Genomic DNA, 15580 nt, shown 5'->3' with positions numbered 1-15580 from the left:
ACGCACAGTGACCCCATGGACCGTATCGACGAGGAATCGCAGACGCCGGCGCCGCCCGTGACCTTCACCGGCCGCAAGACGCTCGTGGCGGCCGCGGTCGCCGTGGTCCTGATCGCCGGGGCCCTGCTGATCCGGCCCGCCAGGACCGCTGACGACGCCCGGCCGCCGGAGCCGGGCGAGCGTGCGGCGTCGGCGGTGGGCATGGGCGCGCCTGCGGCGGCGGTGGACCTGACGGCGCTGGTGGCGGACCGGGAGAAGTGGCTCGCGGCGCATCCGGACGATGACGCGTCGTGGGCCGTGCTCGGCTCCGCGTACCTCGAACACGCACGGCGGACGGCCGATTCCGGCTGGTTCCCGAAGGCGGAGAAGGCCCTGAAACGCTCGCTGGAGGTACGCCCCGCCGAGAAGGGCAACTTCGACGCGATGACGGGCATGGGCGCGCTGGCCAACGCCCGGCGGGACTTCGGGACCGCCCGCAAGTGGGGTGAGCTCGTCCGGGCGCAGGCGCCCAAGCGGTGGACGGCGTACCCGGTGCTGGTGGACGCGTACACCGGGCTCGGCGACTACAAGGGCGCGCAGAAGGCGATGGAGCTGCTGCTGGACATGCGGCCGGGCCTGGCCGCGTACGTCAGGGCCTCGCAGGTCTACCGGGACCGTGGCTGGCGCGAGGACGCGGTGGTGGCGATGGAGCACGCGGCGGGCGCGGCGAAGACCCCGGCGGAGAAGGCGTACGCGCTGTTCCGGCTCGGGGAGCTGTCCTGGGAGCGGGGCGACGCGGGCGAGGCGCTGCGGCAGTACGAGGGCGCGCTGCGCACGGATCCGGCGCAGGCGGAGGCCCTCGGCGGGCGGGCCCGCGCGCTGGCCGCGCTGGGTCGCGGCGGCGAGGCGGTACGGGACTACCGGATGGCGCTGGGCCGGTCCGCGGTGCCGCAGCTGGCGCGGGAGCTCGGCGAGCTGCTGGACTCGCTGGGGCGGGGGCAGGAGGCGCGCGCCCAGTACGACGCGCTGGCCACGATGACGGCCCGGGACAGCAGGAACGGGGTCGACGACGCGGTGGTCCTCGGCCTGTACGAGGCGGACCACGGCGACGCGGCGGCGGCGGTACGGCGCCTGTCGCAGGAGTGGTCGCGGCACAAGAGCGTGCAGGTCGCGGACGCTTTGGGGTGGGCGCTGCACCAGGCGGGCGAGGACGCGGCGGCGTTGGAGTACGCGAAGAAGGCCACGGAACCGGGGCTGCGCAGCGCCGACTTCGCCTACCACCGGGCGATGATCGAACAGGGCCTCGGCGACGAGGAGGCGGCCCGCCGGCACCTCCAGGAGGCCATGCGGACGAACCCGCACTTCTCGCCGCTGCGCGGGCCGCTGGCGAAGGAGGCCCTGGCGTCGATCGCCCAGCCGGCGCCGGGAGGCCCGGAGAACATCCGGCCGACCGCGCCGTGGGTGGAACCGGAGTTCCCGAAGCCGGCGAAGCCGACGCCGACGCCGTCCCCGAAGCCGACGGGGCGCTGACGGCGGTACGGGGCGGAACCCCGGAGAACACGAAGGCGCCGCACCCGGGAACGGGTGCGGCGCCGGGCCCCCCTCGGGCCGTGTCGTGCAGACCCGCTGCGCGGTGCACCTTAAGCGGTGCGGGCAGCGCGTCGAAAGCCGCGGGCCGAGCCGGAGGCTAGAGGTTGCCGCGCTTGTCCTGCTCGCGCTCGATCGCCTCGAACAGGGCCTTGAAGTTGCCCTTGCCGAAGCCCATCGAGCCGTGGCGCTCGATGATCTCGAAGAAGACGGTCGGGCGGTCCTGCACCGGCTTCGTGAAGATCTGCAGCAGGTAGCCGTCCTCGTCGCGGTCGGCCAGGATCTTCAGCTCGCGCAGCTCGTCGATCGGCACCCGGGTGTCGCCGACCCACTCGCCGAGGGTGTCGTAGTAGGTGTCCGGGACGGACAGGAACTGGACGCCCGCCGCGCGCATCGAGCGGACCGTCGAGACGATGTCGTTCGAGGCCAGCGCGATGTGCTGGACACCGGGGCCGTTGTAGAACTCCAGGTACTCGTCGATCTGCGACTTCTTCTTCGCGATCGCCGGCTCGTTGATCGGGAACTTGACCTTCTTGGTGCCGTCCGCGACGACCTTGGACATCAGCGCCGAGTACTCGGTCGCGATGTCGTCGCCCACGAACTCCTTCATGTTCGTGAAGCCCATGACCTTGTTGTAGAACGCGACCCACTCGTTCATCCGGCCGAGCTCGACGTTGCCGACGCAGTGGTCGATCGCCTGGAAGGTGCGCTTGGCCGGGGGCTCGACCATCGGGTCGACGGCCTCGTAGCCGGGCAGGTACGGGCCGGTGTAGTCGCCGCGCTCGACCAGCGTGTGGCGGGTCTGGCCGTAGGTGGCGATCGCGGCCAGCACGACCGTGCCGTTCTCGTCCTTGACCTCGTACGGCTCGTCCAGTCCGCGGGCGCCCTGCTCGACGGCGTACTTGTACGCCGCGCGGACGTCCGGGACCTCGATGGCGAGGTCGATCACGCCGTCGCCGTGCTCGGTGACGTGCTCGGCGAGGAAGCGGCCGTGGTCGGTCGTCGCCTTGATGACCGAGGTCAGCACGAAGCGCGCGGAGCCGTTGGTCAGGACGTAGCTGGCCGTCTCGCGCGAGCCGGTCTCCGGTCCGGAGTAGGCCACGAGCTTCATGCCGAAGGCGGTCGAGTAGTAGTGCGCGGCCTGCTTGGCATTGCCGACGGCGAAGACGACAGCGTCCATACCCTTCACCGGGAAGGGGTCTGCCTCACGCGCCGTGTGCGGGGTGGTTTCGAGGTTCGCCAGAGACTCAGTCATGAGCGCAGAGTCCCGCCGTTCCACAAGCTGCGCAATAGTTTCCAGTTTGACTGTACAAACTGCCCAGGATGACCGCAGGCTGTTTGAAACATCTGTGCACTATGACCACCCGCGGGCACGCGTGGGCACCCGGAGGCATCCATGGGCATCGACGAACTCGACGGCCGGCTCATCGTCCTGCTCGCCCGCGAGCCGCGGATCGGGGTCCTGGAGGCCTCGCGCCGGCTCGGCGTGGCCCGCGGGACCGTCCAGGCGCGCCTGGACCGGCTCCAGTCGAACGGGGTCATCCGCGGGTTCGGCCCGCAGGTCGACCCGACGGCCCTCGGGTATCCGGTGACCGCGTTCGCGACGCTGGAGATCAAGCAGGGGCAGGGGGCGGACGTACGGGCGCACCTGAACGGGGTGCCCGAGGTACTGGAGCTGCACACCACCACCGGGCACGGGGACATGCTGTGCCGGCTGGTGGCCCGCTCCAACGCCGACCTGCAGCGGGTGATCGACCGCGTCGTCGGCTTCGAGGGGATCGTGCGGGCCTCGACGGCGATCGTGATGGAGAACCCCGTACCGCTGCGGATCATCCCGCTGGTGGAGCAGGCGGCGGAGGACGACACCCGCCCCTGAGGCCGGGCTCCCGGCCCGAGGCCCCGGCGGGACATCCAAAGAAGACGTTGCAAAGAAACCCTTGCACAGAGATCTTTGCAACTCTATCGTCGAGTCATGCCCGAGACGCCCGCAGAGCCCAACGTCCGTACGCTCGACGCCCGTTCGCTGCGCGGACTCGCCCACCCGCTGCGCATCCGCCTGCTGGCCGCCCTGCGCCACGACGGCCCCGCCACCGCCTCCCGGCTCGCGGACCGGCTCGGGGAGTCGAGCGGGGCCACCAGCTACCACCTGCGCCAGCTCGCGGTGCACGGGTTCGTCGAGGACGCGCCCGGACACGGCAAGGGCCGCGAGCGCTGGTGGCGGGCCGTGTACGACGGCACGGCCTTCGACGAGAAGCTGACCCTCGACGAGGACCCGGCCGTGCGCGGCGCGGCCGACCTGTTCCTGCACGAGATCGCGACGATCCACACGCAGGAGCTGAGCACCTGGCTCGGCAACGCCCACAACTGGCCCCGGGAATGGCGGCGCGGCGCGGACATGAGCGACTTCACCCTGCACCTGACCGCCGAGCAGAGCCTCGAACTGATCCACAAGATGCACGACCTGATCAACAGCTATCGGGACCTGCCCGCCTCGGAGGGCACGAAGGCGGTCCGCTTCCACACGCACGCCTTCCCGCGCGAGGCGTCGGAGTAGCCCCACTCCCCTGTCCCCCCCGTTCGTCCTAGGAGTCCTGCCGTGCACGCCTTAATCCCCGACGGACCGCCGCGTGCGGAGCGCCGTACGGACAAGCGCCCGCTGGTCGGCGTACTGGCCGCCAACACCATTTCCATAGCCGGGAGTTCACTCACCCTCATCGGCGTTCCGTGGTTCGTGCTCCAGACCACGGGCAGCGCCGGCCGGGCCGGGGTCGTCGCCTTCTGCGCCACCCTGCCCGTCATCGTGGCCGCCCTGGTCGGCGGACCGGTCATCGACCGGATCGGCCGCCGCAGGGTCTCCGTCGCCTCCGACCTGATCAGCGGCCTGTCGGTCGGCGCGATCCCGCTGCTGCACTACGCCGGCGTGCTGGAGTTCTGGATGCTGTGTGCGCTGATGGCCGTCGGCGGCCTCGTGCACACCCCGGGCCTGACCGCCCGCGCCGTGCTCCTGCCGAACCTCGCCGAGCACGCCGGCACCACCATCACCCGGGCCGCCGGCCTCTACGACGCGGTCTCACGCGGCGCCCGGATGATCGGGGCCGCGGGGGCCGGACTGCTCATCGCGGTGTTCGGTGCCGAAACGGTGCTGCTGCTGGACGCGGCGACCTTCGGGGCGTCGGCGCTGCTGGTCACCCTGTTCCTGCGCGGGGTGCCGGCCGCCGAACCCCAGCGCACCGCCGGCAAGGTGTCCTTCGGGGCCTACCGCGCCGAACTCGCCGAAGGCTGGGCCTTCATGACCCGCACCCGGCTGCTGCTGGGCGTCACGGTGATGGTCATGATGACCAACGGGCTGGACCAGGGCTGGTCCTCGGTCCTGCTGCCGGTGCACGGCCGGGAGGACCTCGGCGGCGCCACCGCGATCGGCCTGATGATCTCCCTGTTCGGCGGCTTCGCCCTGCTGGGCGCCCTGCTCTACGGCATGTGGGGCGAGCGCTTCCCGCGCCGCGCGGTGTTCACGGCCGCCTTCCTGCTCTCCGGGGCGACCCGGTACGTGGTGGCCGCCCTCACCGACACGACCCTGCCGCTCGCGGTGACGATGGCCCTGGCCGGACTGGGCGCGGGCATGCTCAACCCGATCCTGACGACGGTCATGTACGAGCAGGTGCCGGAGGCGCTGCGCAGCCGTGTCTCGGGCGTGGCCACGGCTGGCTGCGAGCTGACCATGCCGATGGGCGGGCTCGCGGCGGGCCTGCTGGTCGACGGGTTCGGGGTCACCACCGCGCTGCTGCTGTTCGGAGGCACGTACCTGCTCACGACCCTCTCCCCGATGGTCTTCCCGGCCTGGCGCGGACTGGACGGGCCGCCGGCCGCCGGCGTCAGCAGGACGGAGCCTGCTCACCCCGGTTCAGCGCGCGAAGAGAGTTCACCGCATCCGTCAGCGAGGTGACGGGGACCAGCCGCAGTCCCTCGGGGAGTTCCGACAGGGCGTCCGCGCACTCGGCCTTCGGTACGAGGAACACGCTCGCCCCGTCGCGCCGCGCGGCCTGGGTCTTCAGGGCCACCCCGCCGACCGCGCCGACCGTGCCGTCGGCGGTGATGGTGCCCGTACCGGCGACGCTGCGGCCGCCGGTGAGATCGCCGCCGCTGCCGTCACCGTCGAGCTTGTCGACGATGCCGAGGGAGAAGAGGAGTCCGGCGCTCGGGCCGCCGACGTCGGCGAGGTTGAGGTCGACCTTCACGTCCTTGGGGTCCTTGTGGAGAAAGCCGAGGGCCGCGTCGGTGGCGGCCGACTGCGACTTGGCCATTTCCTCCAGGTTGTGCTTCTCGATCTCCTCGTCGCTTCCGCCCGTGGAGTAGACGGCTTCTCTGGGCATGACCGCCTGATCGGTCTTGAACCAGTGACCGATGAGCTCGTGCAGCTTCATGGTCGAGGACGGACCGGTGGCCCGGATGGTGGTCATGCGCAGCTCGCCCTTGGTGTCCCGGACCGGGGCGCCGGTCACGGTGATGACCGGCTTGCCCTGGTCGGAGCCCAGTACGTCGGCCGTGAGCCCGGGAATGGCGACCACGAAGGGCAGCGGCGCGAAGGCCGCGGCGGCGAACAGCCCGAGCACGGGCACGGCGCAGACGGCCAGGGCGGCGGGACGGGGCAGACGTGTGAGGCGTGAAAGCACCCGCCCAATCTATCCGCCCCCTCACCCCCACCGGCGTCCGAGGCGCTCGTTCAGCCCCGCCGCCGTTTGAGGCGCGGGGGTCCGGGGGCAGCACCCCCGGCAACGGCGCCGCACCCGGCATCCGCGATCCGCCGAGCCCGCGGCTAGCGAAGGGCGTCGGCCACTTCCCGCGCCGCGTCGACCACCCGCGGCCCGACCCGCTCCGGCACGGCGTCCGCCAGCATGACGACGCCGACGCTGCCTTCCAGCCCGGTGATGCCCACGAGCGGCGCGGCGGCGCCGCTGGCGCCCGCTTCCAGCTCTCCGTGGGTCAGCGTGTACCCCGGCTCGATCAAGGAGCCCTGGCGGGCCGCCAGGATGGCCCGCCCGGCGGCCCCGCGGTCCAGCGGGTGGCGGAAGCCGGCCCGGTAGGCCACGTGGTAGTCCGTCCAGGTCGGCTCCACGACGGCGACAGCGAGCGCCTCGGTACCGTCGACGAGGGTCAGGTGCGCGGTGGCGCCTATGTCCTCGGCGAGGGACCGCAGCGCGGGCAGGGCGGCCTCGCGTACGAGCGGATGGACCTGCCGGCCCAGCCGCAGCACTCCGAGACCGACCCGGGCCCGGCCGCCGAGGTCACGGCGGACCAGGGCGTGCTGTTCGAGGGTGGCGAGGAGCCGGTAGACCACGGTGCGGTTCACACCGAGGCGGTTGGAGAGCTCGGTGACGGTCAGACCGTGGTCGGTGTCGGCGAGCAATTTGAGGACTCTGAGCCCTCTGTCGAGAGTCTGGGAGGTTTCCGCGGTCACGACGCCTCGCCCTCTTTCGGTGAGCGGCGGTGACTCTCGGGGCGGCACGTCGCCGGTCCCGCGGCGACGCACGGAGAGGCCGCCGGTAGCGGCCATTGCACCGGCTGCGCTCCCGCGGCGGCGCTGCCACGGTGCGTTTGATGCGGGGACAGTAGCGAGCAGGTTCGCTCAGCGGAAGGGCTCGTCCAGAATCCGGGCGCGTGCTACCTGTTTATGCCGTTTCCTGATCGGCCTCGGTGTCAATTCGTGACCCCGATTGCCACAGGAGGCCTTTACCGCCGCATTGCTCCGAGCATGTTCAAAACGACGGTGATCGGCTCCCCACCCCGCCGCGTCACGCCGGACGGGGTCCGTGCGAACCTCCGCACGGACCCCGTCCCCCGCTCCGGATGAACTCACCGCATCCGGGTGGCCCACTCCTGCACCTTCTTGATCCGCTCGCGCAACTGCCCCGCGGTCGCCTCCGCACTCGGCGGGCCGCCGCACACCCGGCGCAGCTCCGTGTGGATCACCCCGTGCGGCTTCCCGCTCTGGTGGACGTAGGCGCCCACCATCGTGTTCAGCGACTTGCGCAGCTCCAGCAGCTCCTTGTGCGAGACCACGGGCCGCCGGTCGGCCGGCAGCTCCAGCAGGTCCGCCTCCGCGTCCGGCTTGCGCCGGCTGTGCGCGATCTGCCGCGACTGCCGCTTCTGCAGCAGCATCTGCACCTGGTCCGGCTCCAGCAGCCCGGGGATGCCGAGGTAGTCCTGCTCCTCCTCGCTGCCCGGGTGCGCCTGCATACCGAACTCGGCGCCGTCGTAGAGGACCCGGTCGAAGACCGCGTCGGACTCCAGCGCCTCGAAGGACATCTGCTCGTCCTCGCCGGTGTCCTCGTCCTCCTGCTTGTTCGCCTCGTCCATCTCCTTCTCGGACTCGGCGTACGGATCCTCCTCGCCCTGCTTCTTCGGCTTGTCGAGGACGTGGTCGCGCTCGACCTCCATCTCGTTGGCGAAGCCGAGGAGATAGGGGATGGTCGGCAGGAACACGGACGCGGTCTCGCCGCGCCTGCGCGATCGCACGAACCGGCCGACGGCCTGCGCGAAGAACAGCGGCGTCGAGATGGTGGTGGCGTAGACGCCCACCGCGAGGCGCGGCACGTCGACGCCCTCGGACACCATGCGGACCGCGACCATCCAGCGGCTGCCGTCCTCGCTGAACTCGTCGATCCGCTTCGACGCCCCGGTGTCGTCGGAGAGCACCACGGTCGCCTTGCTGCCGGTGATCTCCCGCAGCAGCTTGGCGTAGGCGCGCGCCGAGTCCTGGTCGGAGGCGATGACGAGGCCGCCGGCGTCCGGGATGCCCTTCCTGACCTCCGTCAGCCGCTGGTCGGCGGCGCGCAGCACGTTCGGCATCCAGTCTCCGCGCGGGTCCAGCGCCGTGCGCCAGGCCTGGGAGATGGCGTCCTTGGTCATCGGCTCGCCGAGCCGGGCGGCGATCTCGTCACCGGCCTTGGTCCGCCAGCGCATGTTGCCGCTGTAGGAGAGGAAGATGACCGGACGGACCACGCCGTCGCCGAGCGCGTTGCCGTAACCGTAGGTGTAGTCGGCGGAGGACCGCCGGATGCCGTCGTTCCCCTCCTCGTACGTGACGAAGGGGATCGGGTTCGTGTCGGACCGGAAGGGCGTGCCGGTCAGGGCCAGGCGCCGGGTCGCCGGGTCGAAGGCCTCCAGGCAGGCCTCGCCCCAGGACTTCGAGTCACCGGCGTGGTGGATCTCGTCGAGGATGACGAGGGTCTTGCGCTGCTCGCAGCGGTTGCGGTGCAGCATCGGGCGCACGCCGACACCGGCGTAGGTGACGGCGACCCCGTGGTAGTCCTTGCTGAGCGGTCCGGCGGAGTACTCGGGGTCGAGCCGGATGCCTATCCGGGCCGCCGCCTCCGCCCACTGCTTCTTCAGGTGTTCGGTCGGCGCGACGACGGTCACCTGCTGCACGACGTGGTGGTGCAGCAGCCAGGAGGCGAGGGTGAGCGCGAAGGTCGTCTTGCCGGCGCCGGGCGTGGCGACCGCGAGGAAGTCCCGCGGCTGGTTCTGGATGTAGCGGTCGAGCGCCCCCTGCTGCCAGGCACGCAGCTTGTTGGCGGTACCCCAGGGGGCACGGCCGGGGAAGGCGGGTGAGAGGTGGTGGGAGGCGGTAGTAGTCACGGTCTCCGGTTCGTGCTCTCGGCGTATCTGGTACGGGTGGCAGGCAGTCGTACGTAGGACAACCGGGCCACCCTACCGGCCCGGACCCGCCCCTCGCGGAGGGACAGGCCCGTGACCTCGGCGGGTGCGGTGAGCGTCACATCGGCGGGGCGAGCAGCGCCCGAAGCCGCGCGGCGATTCGCGCGATGTCGCTCTCGTGACCGGCGGCCACGTCGACGACCAGCCCGTAGGCCGCCTCCTGGTCGACGTCGCCCGGATCGGCCCCGTTCACGGCGAGGAAGGTCGCCGCGGCGAGCCAGGCGGTGCGCTTGTTGCCGTCGACCAGCGGGTGGTTCGCCGCGATGCCGTGGAGCAGTGCGGCGGCCTGCTCGTACGGATCCTCGTACGCCGGGGTCCCGAACATCCTCGCCCGGGGCCGGTGCACGGCCGACTCCAGCAGCCCGGGGGCGCGCAGTTCGACGGGCTGGTCCTGGGCCATGCAGGCGTGCCGGGCCAGGTCGAGGACCTCGGCGAGCGTGAGGTGGCGCACCGGGGCGGTGGCGGCGCTCATGCGCCGAGCCGCTTCAGCAGGGGGGCGTGCCGCTGCGCGAGCCGCAGCGCCTGGGCCCCGACCCGGTCCCGCTCGGCCTTCAGCAGTGCCCGTACGGCGTCGAGCGCGAGCTCCTCGGGCGACCGGCCCGTCGCGTCGGCGAGGTCGGCGCATTCCTCGCGCTCGGCATCGGACAGTCTGATGATCAGCTCGTTCATGGCCGCAACGGTAGAACGGCCGCGGGCCGCGCCGCAGCGGAATTCCGCGGGGCCCGGCGGCAGGCCCGCGCGGTCACGCCTTGCGGGCCACGGCTCGGGCGGTCACGCCTTGGCGGGCCACGGCTCGGGCGGTCACGCCTTGGCGGGATCCAGCCGGGTCGTGACCCACGCCCCCACCAGCGCCACGCAGGACATCGGCAGGAACACCGCGGCGAACGCGGCCGGGTGCGAGGCCGACGCGCCCGCGGTCACGGTGTGCGCGGCCCCCACCGCACCGCCCCCGAGCGCGGCGAACGCGGCGCCTCCGAAGGCCAGCAGCACCACGTTCGCCAGCGCGTCCGAGATCTGCAGGGCGGCGGAATTGGCCCCCGCCTCCTCCGGCGCCGACAGCTGGAGCAGCAGCACGCTCGTGGAGCCGATCACCAGGCCCATGCCCAGGCAGCCGACCGCCCAGGCCAGTGCCAGCGTCCACACCGGTACGGACTCGATCAGCACGGCGGGCGCCGCGGCGATGGCCAGCGCCACCAGCACCATCCCGCACACCATCAGCCGTTCCCGGTACGGGGCCACCCGGCTCTTGGACTGCACCCACGAACCACCCGCCCAGGTCACTCCGCCCAGCGCGAGCGAGAACCCGGCCATCGTCGGGCTCAGCCCGCGCTGGGTGACCAGCATCAGCGGTACGAAGCTCTCCGCCGCGATGAACGACCCGGCGGCGACCCCGCGCAGCAGCACCACGGACGGCAGCCCGCGGCGCGCCCGGTAGGTCCCGCGCGGCAGCAGCCCGAGCACGGCGGGCACGAGCAGGGCGGCGCCGGCGATGCCCGGCACGAGCGAGAGCCACCGCAGGTCCTGGGCGGCGTACTGGAGCAGGCCCGCGCCCACCGAGATGCCGAAGGCCAGCCGGATCCGCCGCCGGTCGAAGGCCACGGCCGGGGCGTCGGGGTCGACGGGCCCGGACGCGGTCCGCCGTATCGCGGGCAGGGCCACCATCAGCGGGACGACGACCAGAGCCGGTATCCCGAGGAAGACCCACCGCCAGCCGAGGTGCTCGGTGACCGTCCCGGAAGCCAGCGGCCCGACGATCGAGGGGACCACCCAGCTCGCGGCGAAGGCCGCCATGATCGCGGGCCGCAGCCGCTCCTCGTACGCCCGGCTGACGACGACGTAGAGGGCGACGATGACCAGCCCGCCGCCGAAGCCCTGCACGGCGCGGCCGAGCACGAACACCCACATGGCCCCGGCGGTCCCGGAGATCACGAGCCCGGAGGCGAAGGAGGCGATGCCGACGGCCAGCGGCCGCAGCGGCCCCTGCCGGTCGGCCCACTGGCCGGACAGGACCATGCCGAAGAGGCTGGTGGTGAAGTAGGCGGAGAAGGCGAAGGCGTAGAGCCCGATCCCCTCCAGCTCGCGGGCGGCGACGGGCATGGCCGTGCCGACTGCGGTGGCCTCGAAGGCGATGAGGAAGACGACGGAGATGATCCCGATGCTGAGCGTCCGGTACGCGGGCCCGAGAACCCCGCCCTGAGGCGGGGGCGGGGCCGGTGCGGTTCTCTGGGGCACGCGGGGTTCAAGGGCGCTCATCGCCCCAGAGTAAGGTGCGTAGCCCCGGAGTGACCCTGTCAATTCGACGGATCCCGTTCTGGTCCCGCGGACCTAGGTCCCCCGGTCTGTGAACGCGGCATGGCAGTCGCGTTGCACGGTCCGCGATCCCCTTCCCCACCCCCACAGACCCCCGTACGGTCATGCACATCACCACCCCACAGCCGTGTGCCCGAGTGGTTGAGGGACTCGCCTGCAAAGCGAGTTACGCCGGTTCGATTCCGGTCACGGCTTCTGAACGCCCGCCCAGGCGGGCCGGAAGGGCGGCACCCCCGAGGGGTGCCGCCCTTCCGGCCGTCCGTCTCCGTTGCCGCCTCGGCCGATGCCCGGCGGCTCAGCGGGTCGGCACAGGTACGGTCCCTGCGCGGGAGAGGGGCAGTGGTCAGTCGACCTGCTCTCCGTCGTGCGTACCGCCCTTGCAGAAGTTGCCCGCGTCATTGATCGCGGGCGTTCCGCCGCCCTGCTTGCACTCGGAAGGTGTGACGTAGGACGAGGCGCCCTGCGTCTGCGTGGTGGCGGCGGTGGCTGCGGCGGCGCCTGTGAGGCCGAGTCCGGCGAGGGCTGCCGTGGCGATGACGGCGGCGAGGATTCGTCGAATGCGCATGTGGTTCCCCTTTCACGGATTGCCTCGATCGGGGCGCTGGTCAGCTTGATCCGCACCCATGTGGGCGGCGCGTCATGGCGCGCCGTTCGGGTGCCGGGTCGGTGACACGACCCGTCGGGCAGGCTCTGGATGGCTGGGCCTGCGCTCTCTATTCCAAGCTAGCAATTTCCGCAAATGGGCGCATTCCGGTGGTGTGCACCCTGCGCTGACGCCGCGCGGCCATGGTGGTGGTCGACTACCGCCATGAGTCCCCGCTCACAGCTTCGGCGGGTCCGAAGCCGGACGGGCGTGCGGGACTGAACTGGGGTGAACGAACCCGCATTTGGCTCTTGCGAAGCGACGTACGCCGGACCGACCCGCGCGAGGGCCTACCGGTCCAGTTCGCCGGCTGCTGCCGGCAGTCCACCGTTGTTCGCGCATCCCAGTTCACGGGACACCGCCAGTGCGGCGGAGTGGGCGACCACCAAGTACTCGTCCACCAGGCCCGAATCGCTTTCGAGTTTCTGCCAGCGGTTCGCGAAGACGCCCGTGATCCGCAGGGGCACGTCGGCGGTGGAGCCGACCCGGGTGCTCACGCAGTCGAACGACACCCCGGCCTCCTTCTCGCCCGGCAGTACGCGCACCCCGACCTGATCGGGGCGCGGCGGACCCGCCTTCCCGCTGTCCGCGGTCAGACGGATCTCGCCCATCCGGTCCCCTCCGCCGACCTGCCCGGTCACGGTGCAGGAAGGGACGGCTGCCTCACGCACCTTCGGGCCCGCCTTGTACGCCGCCTCCAGGGCCTTGCCCGTCGCCGCCACGCCGACGGCCTGCGCCTCGTCCCGCATGACGGCGGAGGACTGGAGCACCCGCTTGAGCGCCTCGGCACCCGCCGCCGACAGCAGCCCGGGACAGGCGTCCGCCACTTCGACGGTGACCGACGTCGTGGCCGACTCCGGGGCCGTCTTCTTCGGCCCGGAATCCGGGGAGGAGCACCCGGCGGCGGCCAGCGCGAGGCACATCGCGAACCCGCCGATCCGTGCCGTCCGTGCCGTCCGTATGCCCGGCTGTCCCATGCCCCGCCCCTGTCTCCGGTACTTCTGCTGCCACACCGCCCGGCCTGCGCGGAACCGCCGCCCGCAGGGCGTTGCCGCCTACGACTTCCCTGCTGCGGACGCCACCTGGTCCCGGCCCACCGAGTGGGCGTTCGCGGTCTCCTTCGAAGCCGCACCGGCCAGGACGTCGATGTCCGTGGCCGACATGCCCGAACCCGCCGCGGCGTTGCGGACGGCGTCCGCCGCCGCCTTGCTCGACTGGGTCTGCGCGGCAGAGTACATCTCCGAGACGTCCTGCTCCGTCTTGTCGGTCTTCTCCTCGCCCTCCTTCTTGGCGCCCTCGACGAAGTGCTCGGTCACGTCCTCCTGGACCCACTCGATCACATCGCCCGCCAGCGGCACCATCTCCAGGTACTTTCCGCCCGCCGCGGTGATGCCCCGATTGATCCACTTGGCGCCGTCCTCCACCCCCTTGACGTACTCCTCGTTGCTGTGGGCGGTCTCGGCGTGCATGTTCTCGGCGCGGGCCTCCGTGAGCATCCCGGCGATCTGGCCTCCGGGGTGGACGGCGTTCTCGATGGCCGTGTCGAGATGCCCCGTGTCGCCGCGGTGCGCGATGACGTCGTTCACCAGGACGGCGGTGAACGCCTGGTTGGCGTTGGTGATCGCCCCGTACGCCTCCGGATCCTGGCCGACCGCCCCCAGGAAACGCGCCATGTTCGACTTGTTGAACTCGGCCATGTCGCCGCTGACCTTGATCTGCCCACCGCCGTTCTCCGCGGAGGCCTGCAGGTCCGGCATGTACTCGGCCGACATGTTCCCGAGATGGCCCGACAGGCCCGCCAGGGGGGCCTTCTCGTCCTCGCCCGGCTTGGTCACGACGAGGTCCGGATCCTCACCGATCTTCTCGACCACCCGCTCCATGACTGCCGTCATCTGCTCGGTGTGCGCCACGGGCTTCGCGTCCTCGTCACCGGCCGCGCGCCCCGAGACCGCCGCCTCCAGCGCCCCGCCGAGCGCGTCCTGCGCCGGATGGAGGGCCCCGGTCCGGCTGATGTCGAAGCTGTCCATGTACGGCTTCTTGTCGAGCATGTAGTCGACCATGCCCTGGTCCTTGCCATGCTGCCCCGAGACCGGCTTGTCGTTCTTCGTGACGATGCCGTCCTTGTCGCTGTCCTCGCGGACCGGCTCGCCGAAGAAGGCCGTCGCGGCGTCCGGGTTGTTGCCCAGCGCCTCCATCAGGCCGGTCAGCGGGTAGAAGCCACGGCCGTCCTGGCCCTGGCTGAGGACCGAGTCCAGCCCGTACGGGGTGTGGAACTCCCAGGCCCGCGGGTCCTTGCGGTCCATGGCGACCATGTCACGGCCGACCGAGGTCAGGAACTCCGTGTCGTACTTCCCCTCGCGCAGCAGCGCGCCCAGGGCCTGGTAGCCGTAGATCTGCTGCACGCCGCCGTACACGGCCATCTCCTTGCGGCCCGCCTTCATCAGCTGGGTCGTCCAGGCGGCGTCGAGGTGGTTCGGAACGTCCTTGTGCGTCGCGAGGCCGAGCATCGCGCCCATGTCGCTCTGGATGTTCGCGACCATCAGCGCCCGGTCCTTGCCGGCCGGCCCCAGGCCCGTCGCGTCGAGGGACATCCGGGAGTACATCTCCAAGGTGCCTTCGGCGCCGATCGTCCGGTAGAAGCCCGTGGAGAACTCGGGGTCCGTGCGGTTGTCGTCGAGCAGTTCCTCCAGCTCGCGCAGCGCCTCGACGTTGCGTGCCGTGCCGCCCTCGCCGGTGACCTTCTTCATCAGGTCGGCGGCGCGGGCCGCCTGTTCGGCATCGAGGGTGGTGAACTTCGGTCCGCTGAAGTCGTGTTCGTCCGCGACGTTCGCCCGGAGGACCCGGACCAGGGAGTCGTCGGCGTCCTGGGCGTCCTCGACGGCCCGGTTGATCCGGGTCTGCCACGCGTTGCGGGCCGTGTTCACGGTCTGCTGGTAGTCGGGGTCGTGCCGGGCCGCGTTCCGCTCACCCTCGGTGGGCAGCGGAATGGCCGTGACCCGCCCGTCGGCATCGACCCGGAAGCCGGCCGCCGGGGCCTCCGCGGCGAGCTTCTTCAGCTCGTCCTGGGCGGCCTTGAAGGTCGCGTGCGCGTCGGCGAGGACCTGGTGCATGCCCTTGGCGGCCTTGGCCGCGTCCTCGAACTCCTTGGCCGTCTTGTCGACGAACCCGCGCGCCACGCCTGCGGTGACCCCGCTCCACTCGGCCTTGTCGGACTTCGCCTTCATGCCGTTGCGAGCGGCCTCGGCCATCTCGTCCAGCTTGCCGGCCATCGCCGTCCAGTCGGTGACGGCCGTCTGGAGCTTGCCCAGGGGCGCGTTCATCACGTTCTCGTACGTCAGCATGAAGGCG

At 71.6% G+C, this 15580-nt stretch carries 14 protein-coding genes and 1 tRNA gene; 5 read left to right on the top strand and 10 right to left on the bottom strand.

Annotation, left to right across the window (positions count from 1 at the left end):
- Positions 1-15 precede the first annotated feature (15 nt).
- On the top strand, positions 16-1509 hold the full coding sequence (locus Sspor_RS26655; protein ID WP_237404037.1) for a tetratricopeptide repeat protein: 1494 nt from the start codon (positions 16-18) through the stop codon (positions 1507-1509).
- A gap of 157 nt (positions 1510-1666) precedes the next feature.
- On the opposite strand, the gene hppD is transcribed toward Sspor_RS26655, so the two are convergent.
- The gene (gene hppD, locus Sspor_RS26650) at positions 1667-2821 is read right to left on the bottom strand and encodes a 4-hydroxyphenylpyruvate dioxygenase (RefSeq protein ID WP_202201381.1); all 1155 of its coding nucleotides are present in this window, start codon (positions 2819-2821) and stop codon (positions 1667-1669) included.
- 141 nt (positions 2822-2962) lie between these two features.
- Here hppD and Sspor_RS26645 point away from each other — a divergent pair, with 141 nt between their 5' ends.
- The 3 genes from Sspor_RS26645 (at position 2963) to Sspor_RS26635 (ending at position 5509) form a co-directional block, all read left to right on the top strand.
- Positions 2963-3442 (top strand): Lrp/AsnC family transcriptional regulator, encoded by a 480-nt coding sequence (locus tag Sspor_RS26645; protein ID WP_202201380.1) that lies wholly within the window; start codon positions 2963-2965, stop codon positions 3440-3442.
- Between the two features lie 96 nt (positions 3443-3538).
- Positions 3539-4120 carry an ArsR/SmtB family transcription factor gene (locus tag Sspor_RS26640; RefSeq protein ID WP_202201379.1) on the top strand — a complete coding sequence of 194 codons (582 nt, stop codon included), beginning with the start codon at positions 3539-3541 and terminating at the stop codon, positions 4118-4120.
- 42 nt (positions 4121-4162) lie between these two features.
- The gene (locus Sspor_RS26635) at positions 4163-5509 is read left to right on the top strand and encodes an MFS transporter (protein ID WP_373318828.1); all 1347 of its coding nucleotides are present in this window, start codon (positions 4163-4165) and stop codon (positions 5507-5509) included.
- On the opposite strand, the gene Sspor_RS26630 is transcribed toward Sspor_RS26635, so the two are convergent.
- The 6 genes from Sspor_RS26630 to Sspor_RS26605 form a co-directional block, all read right to left on the bottom strand.
- Positions 5439-6236 carry a S16 family serine protease gene (locus tag Sspor_RS26630; RefSeq protein ID WP_202201378.1) on the bottom strand — a complete coding sequence of 266 codons (798 nt, stop codon included), beginning with the start codon at positions 6234-6236 and terminating at the stop codon, positions 5439-5441. The two genes, Sspor_RS26635 and Sspor_RS26630, sit on opposite strands and share 71 nt — an antisense overlap.
- Before the next feature lie 143 nt (positions 6237-6379).
- The gene (locus tag Sspor_RS26625) at positions 6380-7021 is read right to left on the bottom strand and encodes an IclR family transcriptional regulator (protein WP_007264382.1); all 642 of its coding nucleotides are present in this window, start codon (positions 7019-7021) and stop codon (positions 6380-6382) included.
- Positions 7022-7416: 395 nt separating this feature from the next.
- Complete coding sequence (locus Sspor_RS26620; RefSeq protein ID WP_052874215.1) at positions 7417-9201, bottom strand: DEAD/DEAH box helicase; 1785 nt, start codon at positions 9199-9201, stop codon at positions 7417-7419.
- A gap of 136 nt (positions 9202-9337) precedes the next feature.
- Positions 9338-9751: a type II toxin-antitoxin system death-on-curing family toxin gene (locus tag Sspor_RS26615; RefSeq protein ID WP_202201377.1), complete on the bottom strand. Its 414-nt coding sequence runs from the start codon at positions 9749-9751 to the stop codon at positions 9338-9340.
- A complete protein-coding gene (locus Sspor_RS26610; protein ID WP_202201376.1) occupies positions 9748-9948 on the bottom strand; it encodes a hypothetical protein in 201 nt (66 codons plus the stop codon). The genes Sspor_RS26615 and Sspor_RS26610 overlap by 4 nt, the downstream gene beginning before the upstream one ends.
- A gap of 132 nt (positions 9949-10080) precedes the next feature.
- Complete coding sequence (locus tag Sspor_RS26605; protein ID WP_202201375.1) at positions 10081-11532, bottom strand: MFS transporter; 1452 nt, start codon at positions 11530-11532, stop codon at positions 10081-10083.
- A 180-nt stretch (positions 11533-11712) separates the two neighbouring features.
- Here Sspor_RS26605 and Sspor_RS26600 point away from each other — a divergent pair.
- Positions 11713-11784, top strand: a tRNA-Cys gene (locus Sspor_RS26600).
- A gap of 148 nt (positions 11785-11932) precedes the next feature.
- On the opposite strand, the gene Sspor_RS26595 is transcribed toward Sspor_RS26600, so the two are convergent.
- The 3 genes from Sspor_RS26595 to Sspor_RS26585 form a co-directional block, all read right to left on the bottom strand.
- Positions 11933-12154, bottom strand: coding sequence for a hypothetical protein (locus tag Sspor_RS26595; RefSeq protein WP_202201374.1), 222 nt, complete (start codon positions 12152-12154; stop codon positions 11933-11935).
- 368 nt (positions 12155-12522) lie between these two features.
- On the bottom strand, positions 12523-13209 hold the full coding sequence (locus Sspor_RS26590; protein ID WP_202201373.1) for a hypothetical protein: 687 nt from the start codon (positions 13207-13209) through the stop codon (positions 12523-12525).
- Between the two features lie 78 nt (positions 13210-13287).
- On the bottom strand, positions 13288-15573 hold the full coding sequence (locus Sspor_RS26585; RefSeq protein WP_202201372.1) for a hypothetical protein: 2286 nt from the start codon (positions 15571-15573) through the stop codon (positions 13288-13290).
- Positions 15574-15580: the final 7 nt, after the last annotated feature.

This window comes from Streptomyces spororaveus (assembly GCF_016755875.1).
Classification (GTDB): domain Bacteria; phylum Actinomycetota; class Actinomycetes; order Streptomycetales; family Streptomycetaceae; genus Streptomyces; species Streptomyces spororaveus.
Note: the sequence above shows the minus strand (reverse complement) of the source record. Positions and strands in the feature narration are given on the sequence as shown.

What these genes read in the sequence shown, in the direction of transcription:
- Sspor_RS26590 (WP_202201373.1), bottom strand. Translation starts at nt 13,209, where the DNA reads ATGGGACAGCCGGGCATACGGACGGCACGGACGGCACGGATCGGCGGG.
- hppD (WP_202201381.1), bottom strand. Translation starts at nt 2,821, where the DNA reads ATGACTGAGTCTCTGGCGAACCTCGAAACCACCCCGCACACGGCGCGT.
- Sspor_RS26605 (WP_202201375.1), bottom strand. Translation starts at nt 11,532, where the DNA reads ATGAGCGCCCTTGAACCCCGCGTGCCCCAGAGAACCGCACCGGCCCCG.
- Sspor_RS26585 (WP_202201372.1), bottom strand. Translation starts at nt 15,573, where the DNA reads ATGCTGACGTACGAGAACGTGATGAACGCGCCCCTGGGCAAGCTCCAG.
- Sspor_RS26595 (WP_202201374.1), bottom strand. Translation starts at nt 12,154, where the DNA reads ATGCGCATTCGACGAATCCTCGCCGCCGTCATCGCCACGGCAGCCCTC.
- Sspor_RS26610 (WP_202201376.1), bottom strand. Translation starts at nt 9,948, where the DNA reads ATGAACGAGCTGATCATCAGACTGTCCGATGCCGAGCGCGAGGAATGC.
- Sspor_RS26640 (WP_202201379.1), top strand. Translation starts at nt 3,539, where the DNA reads ATGCCCGAGACGCCCGCAGAGCCCAACGTCCGTACGCTCGACGCCCGT.
- Sspor_RS26655 (WP_237404037.1), top strand. Translation starts at nt 16, where the DNA reads ATGGACCGTATCGACGAGGAATCGCAGACGCCGGCGCCGCCCGTGACC.
- Sspor_RS26615 (WP_202201377.1), bottom strand. Translation starts at nt 9,751, where the DNA reads ATGAGCGCCGCCACCGCCCCGGTGCGCCACCTCACGCTCGCCGAGGTC.
- Sspor_RS26645 (WP_202201380.1), top strand. Translation starts at nt 2,963, where the DNA reads ATGGGCATCGACGAACTCGACGGCCGGCTCATCGTCCTGCTCGCCCGC.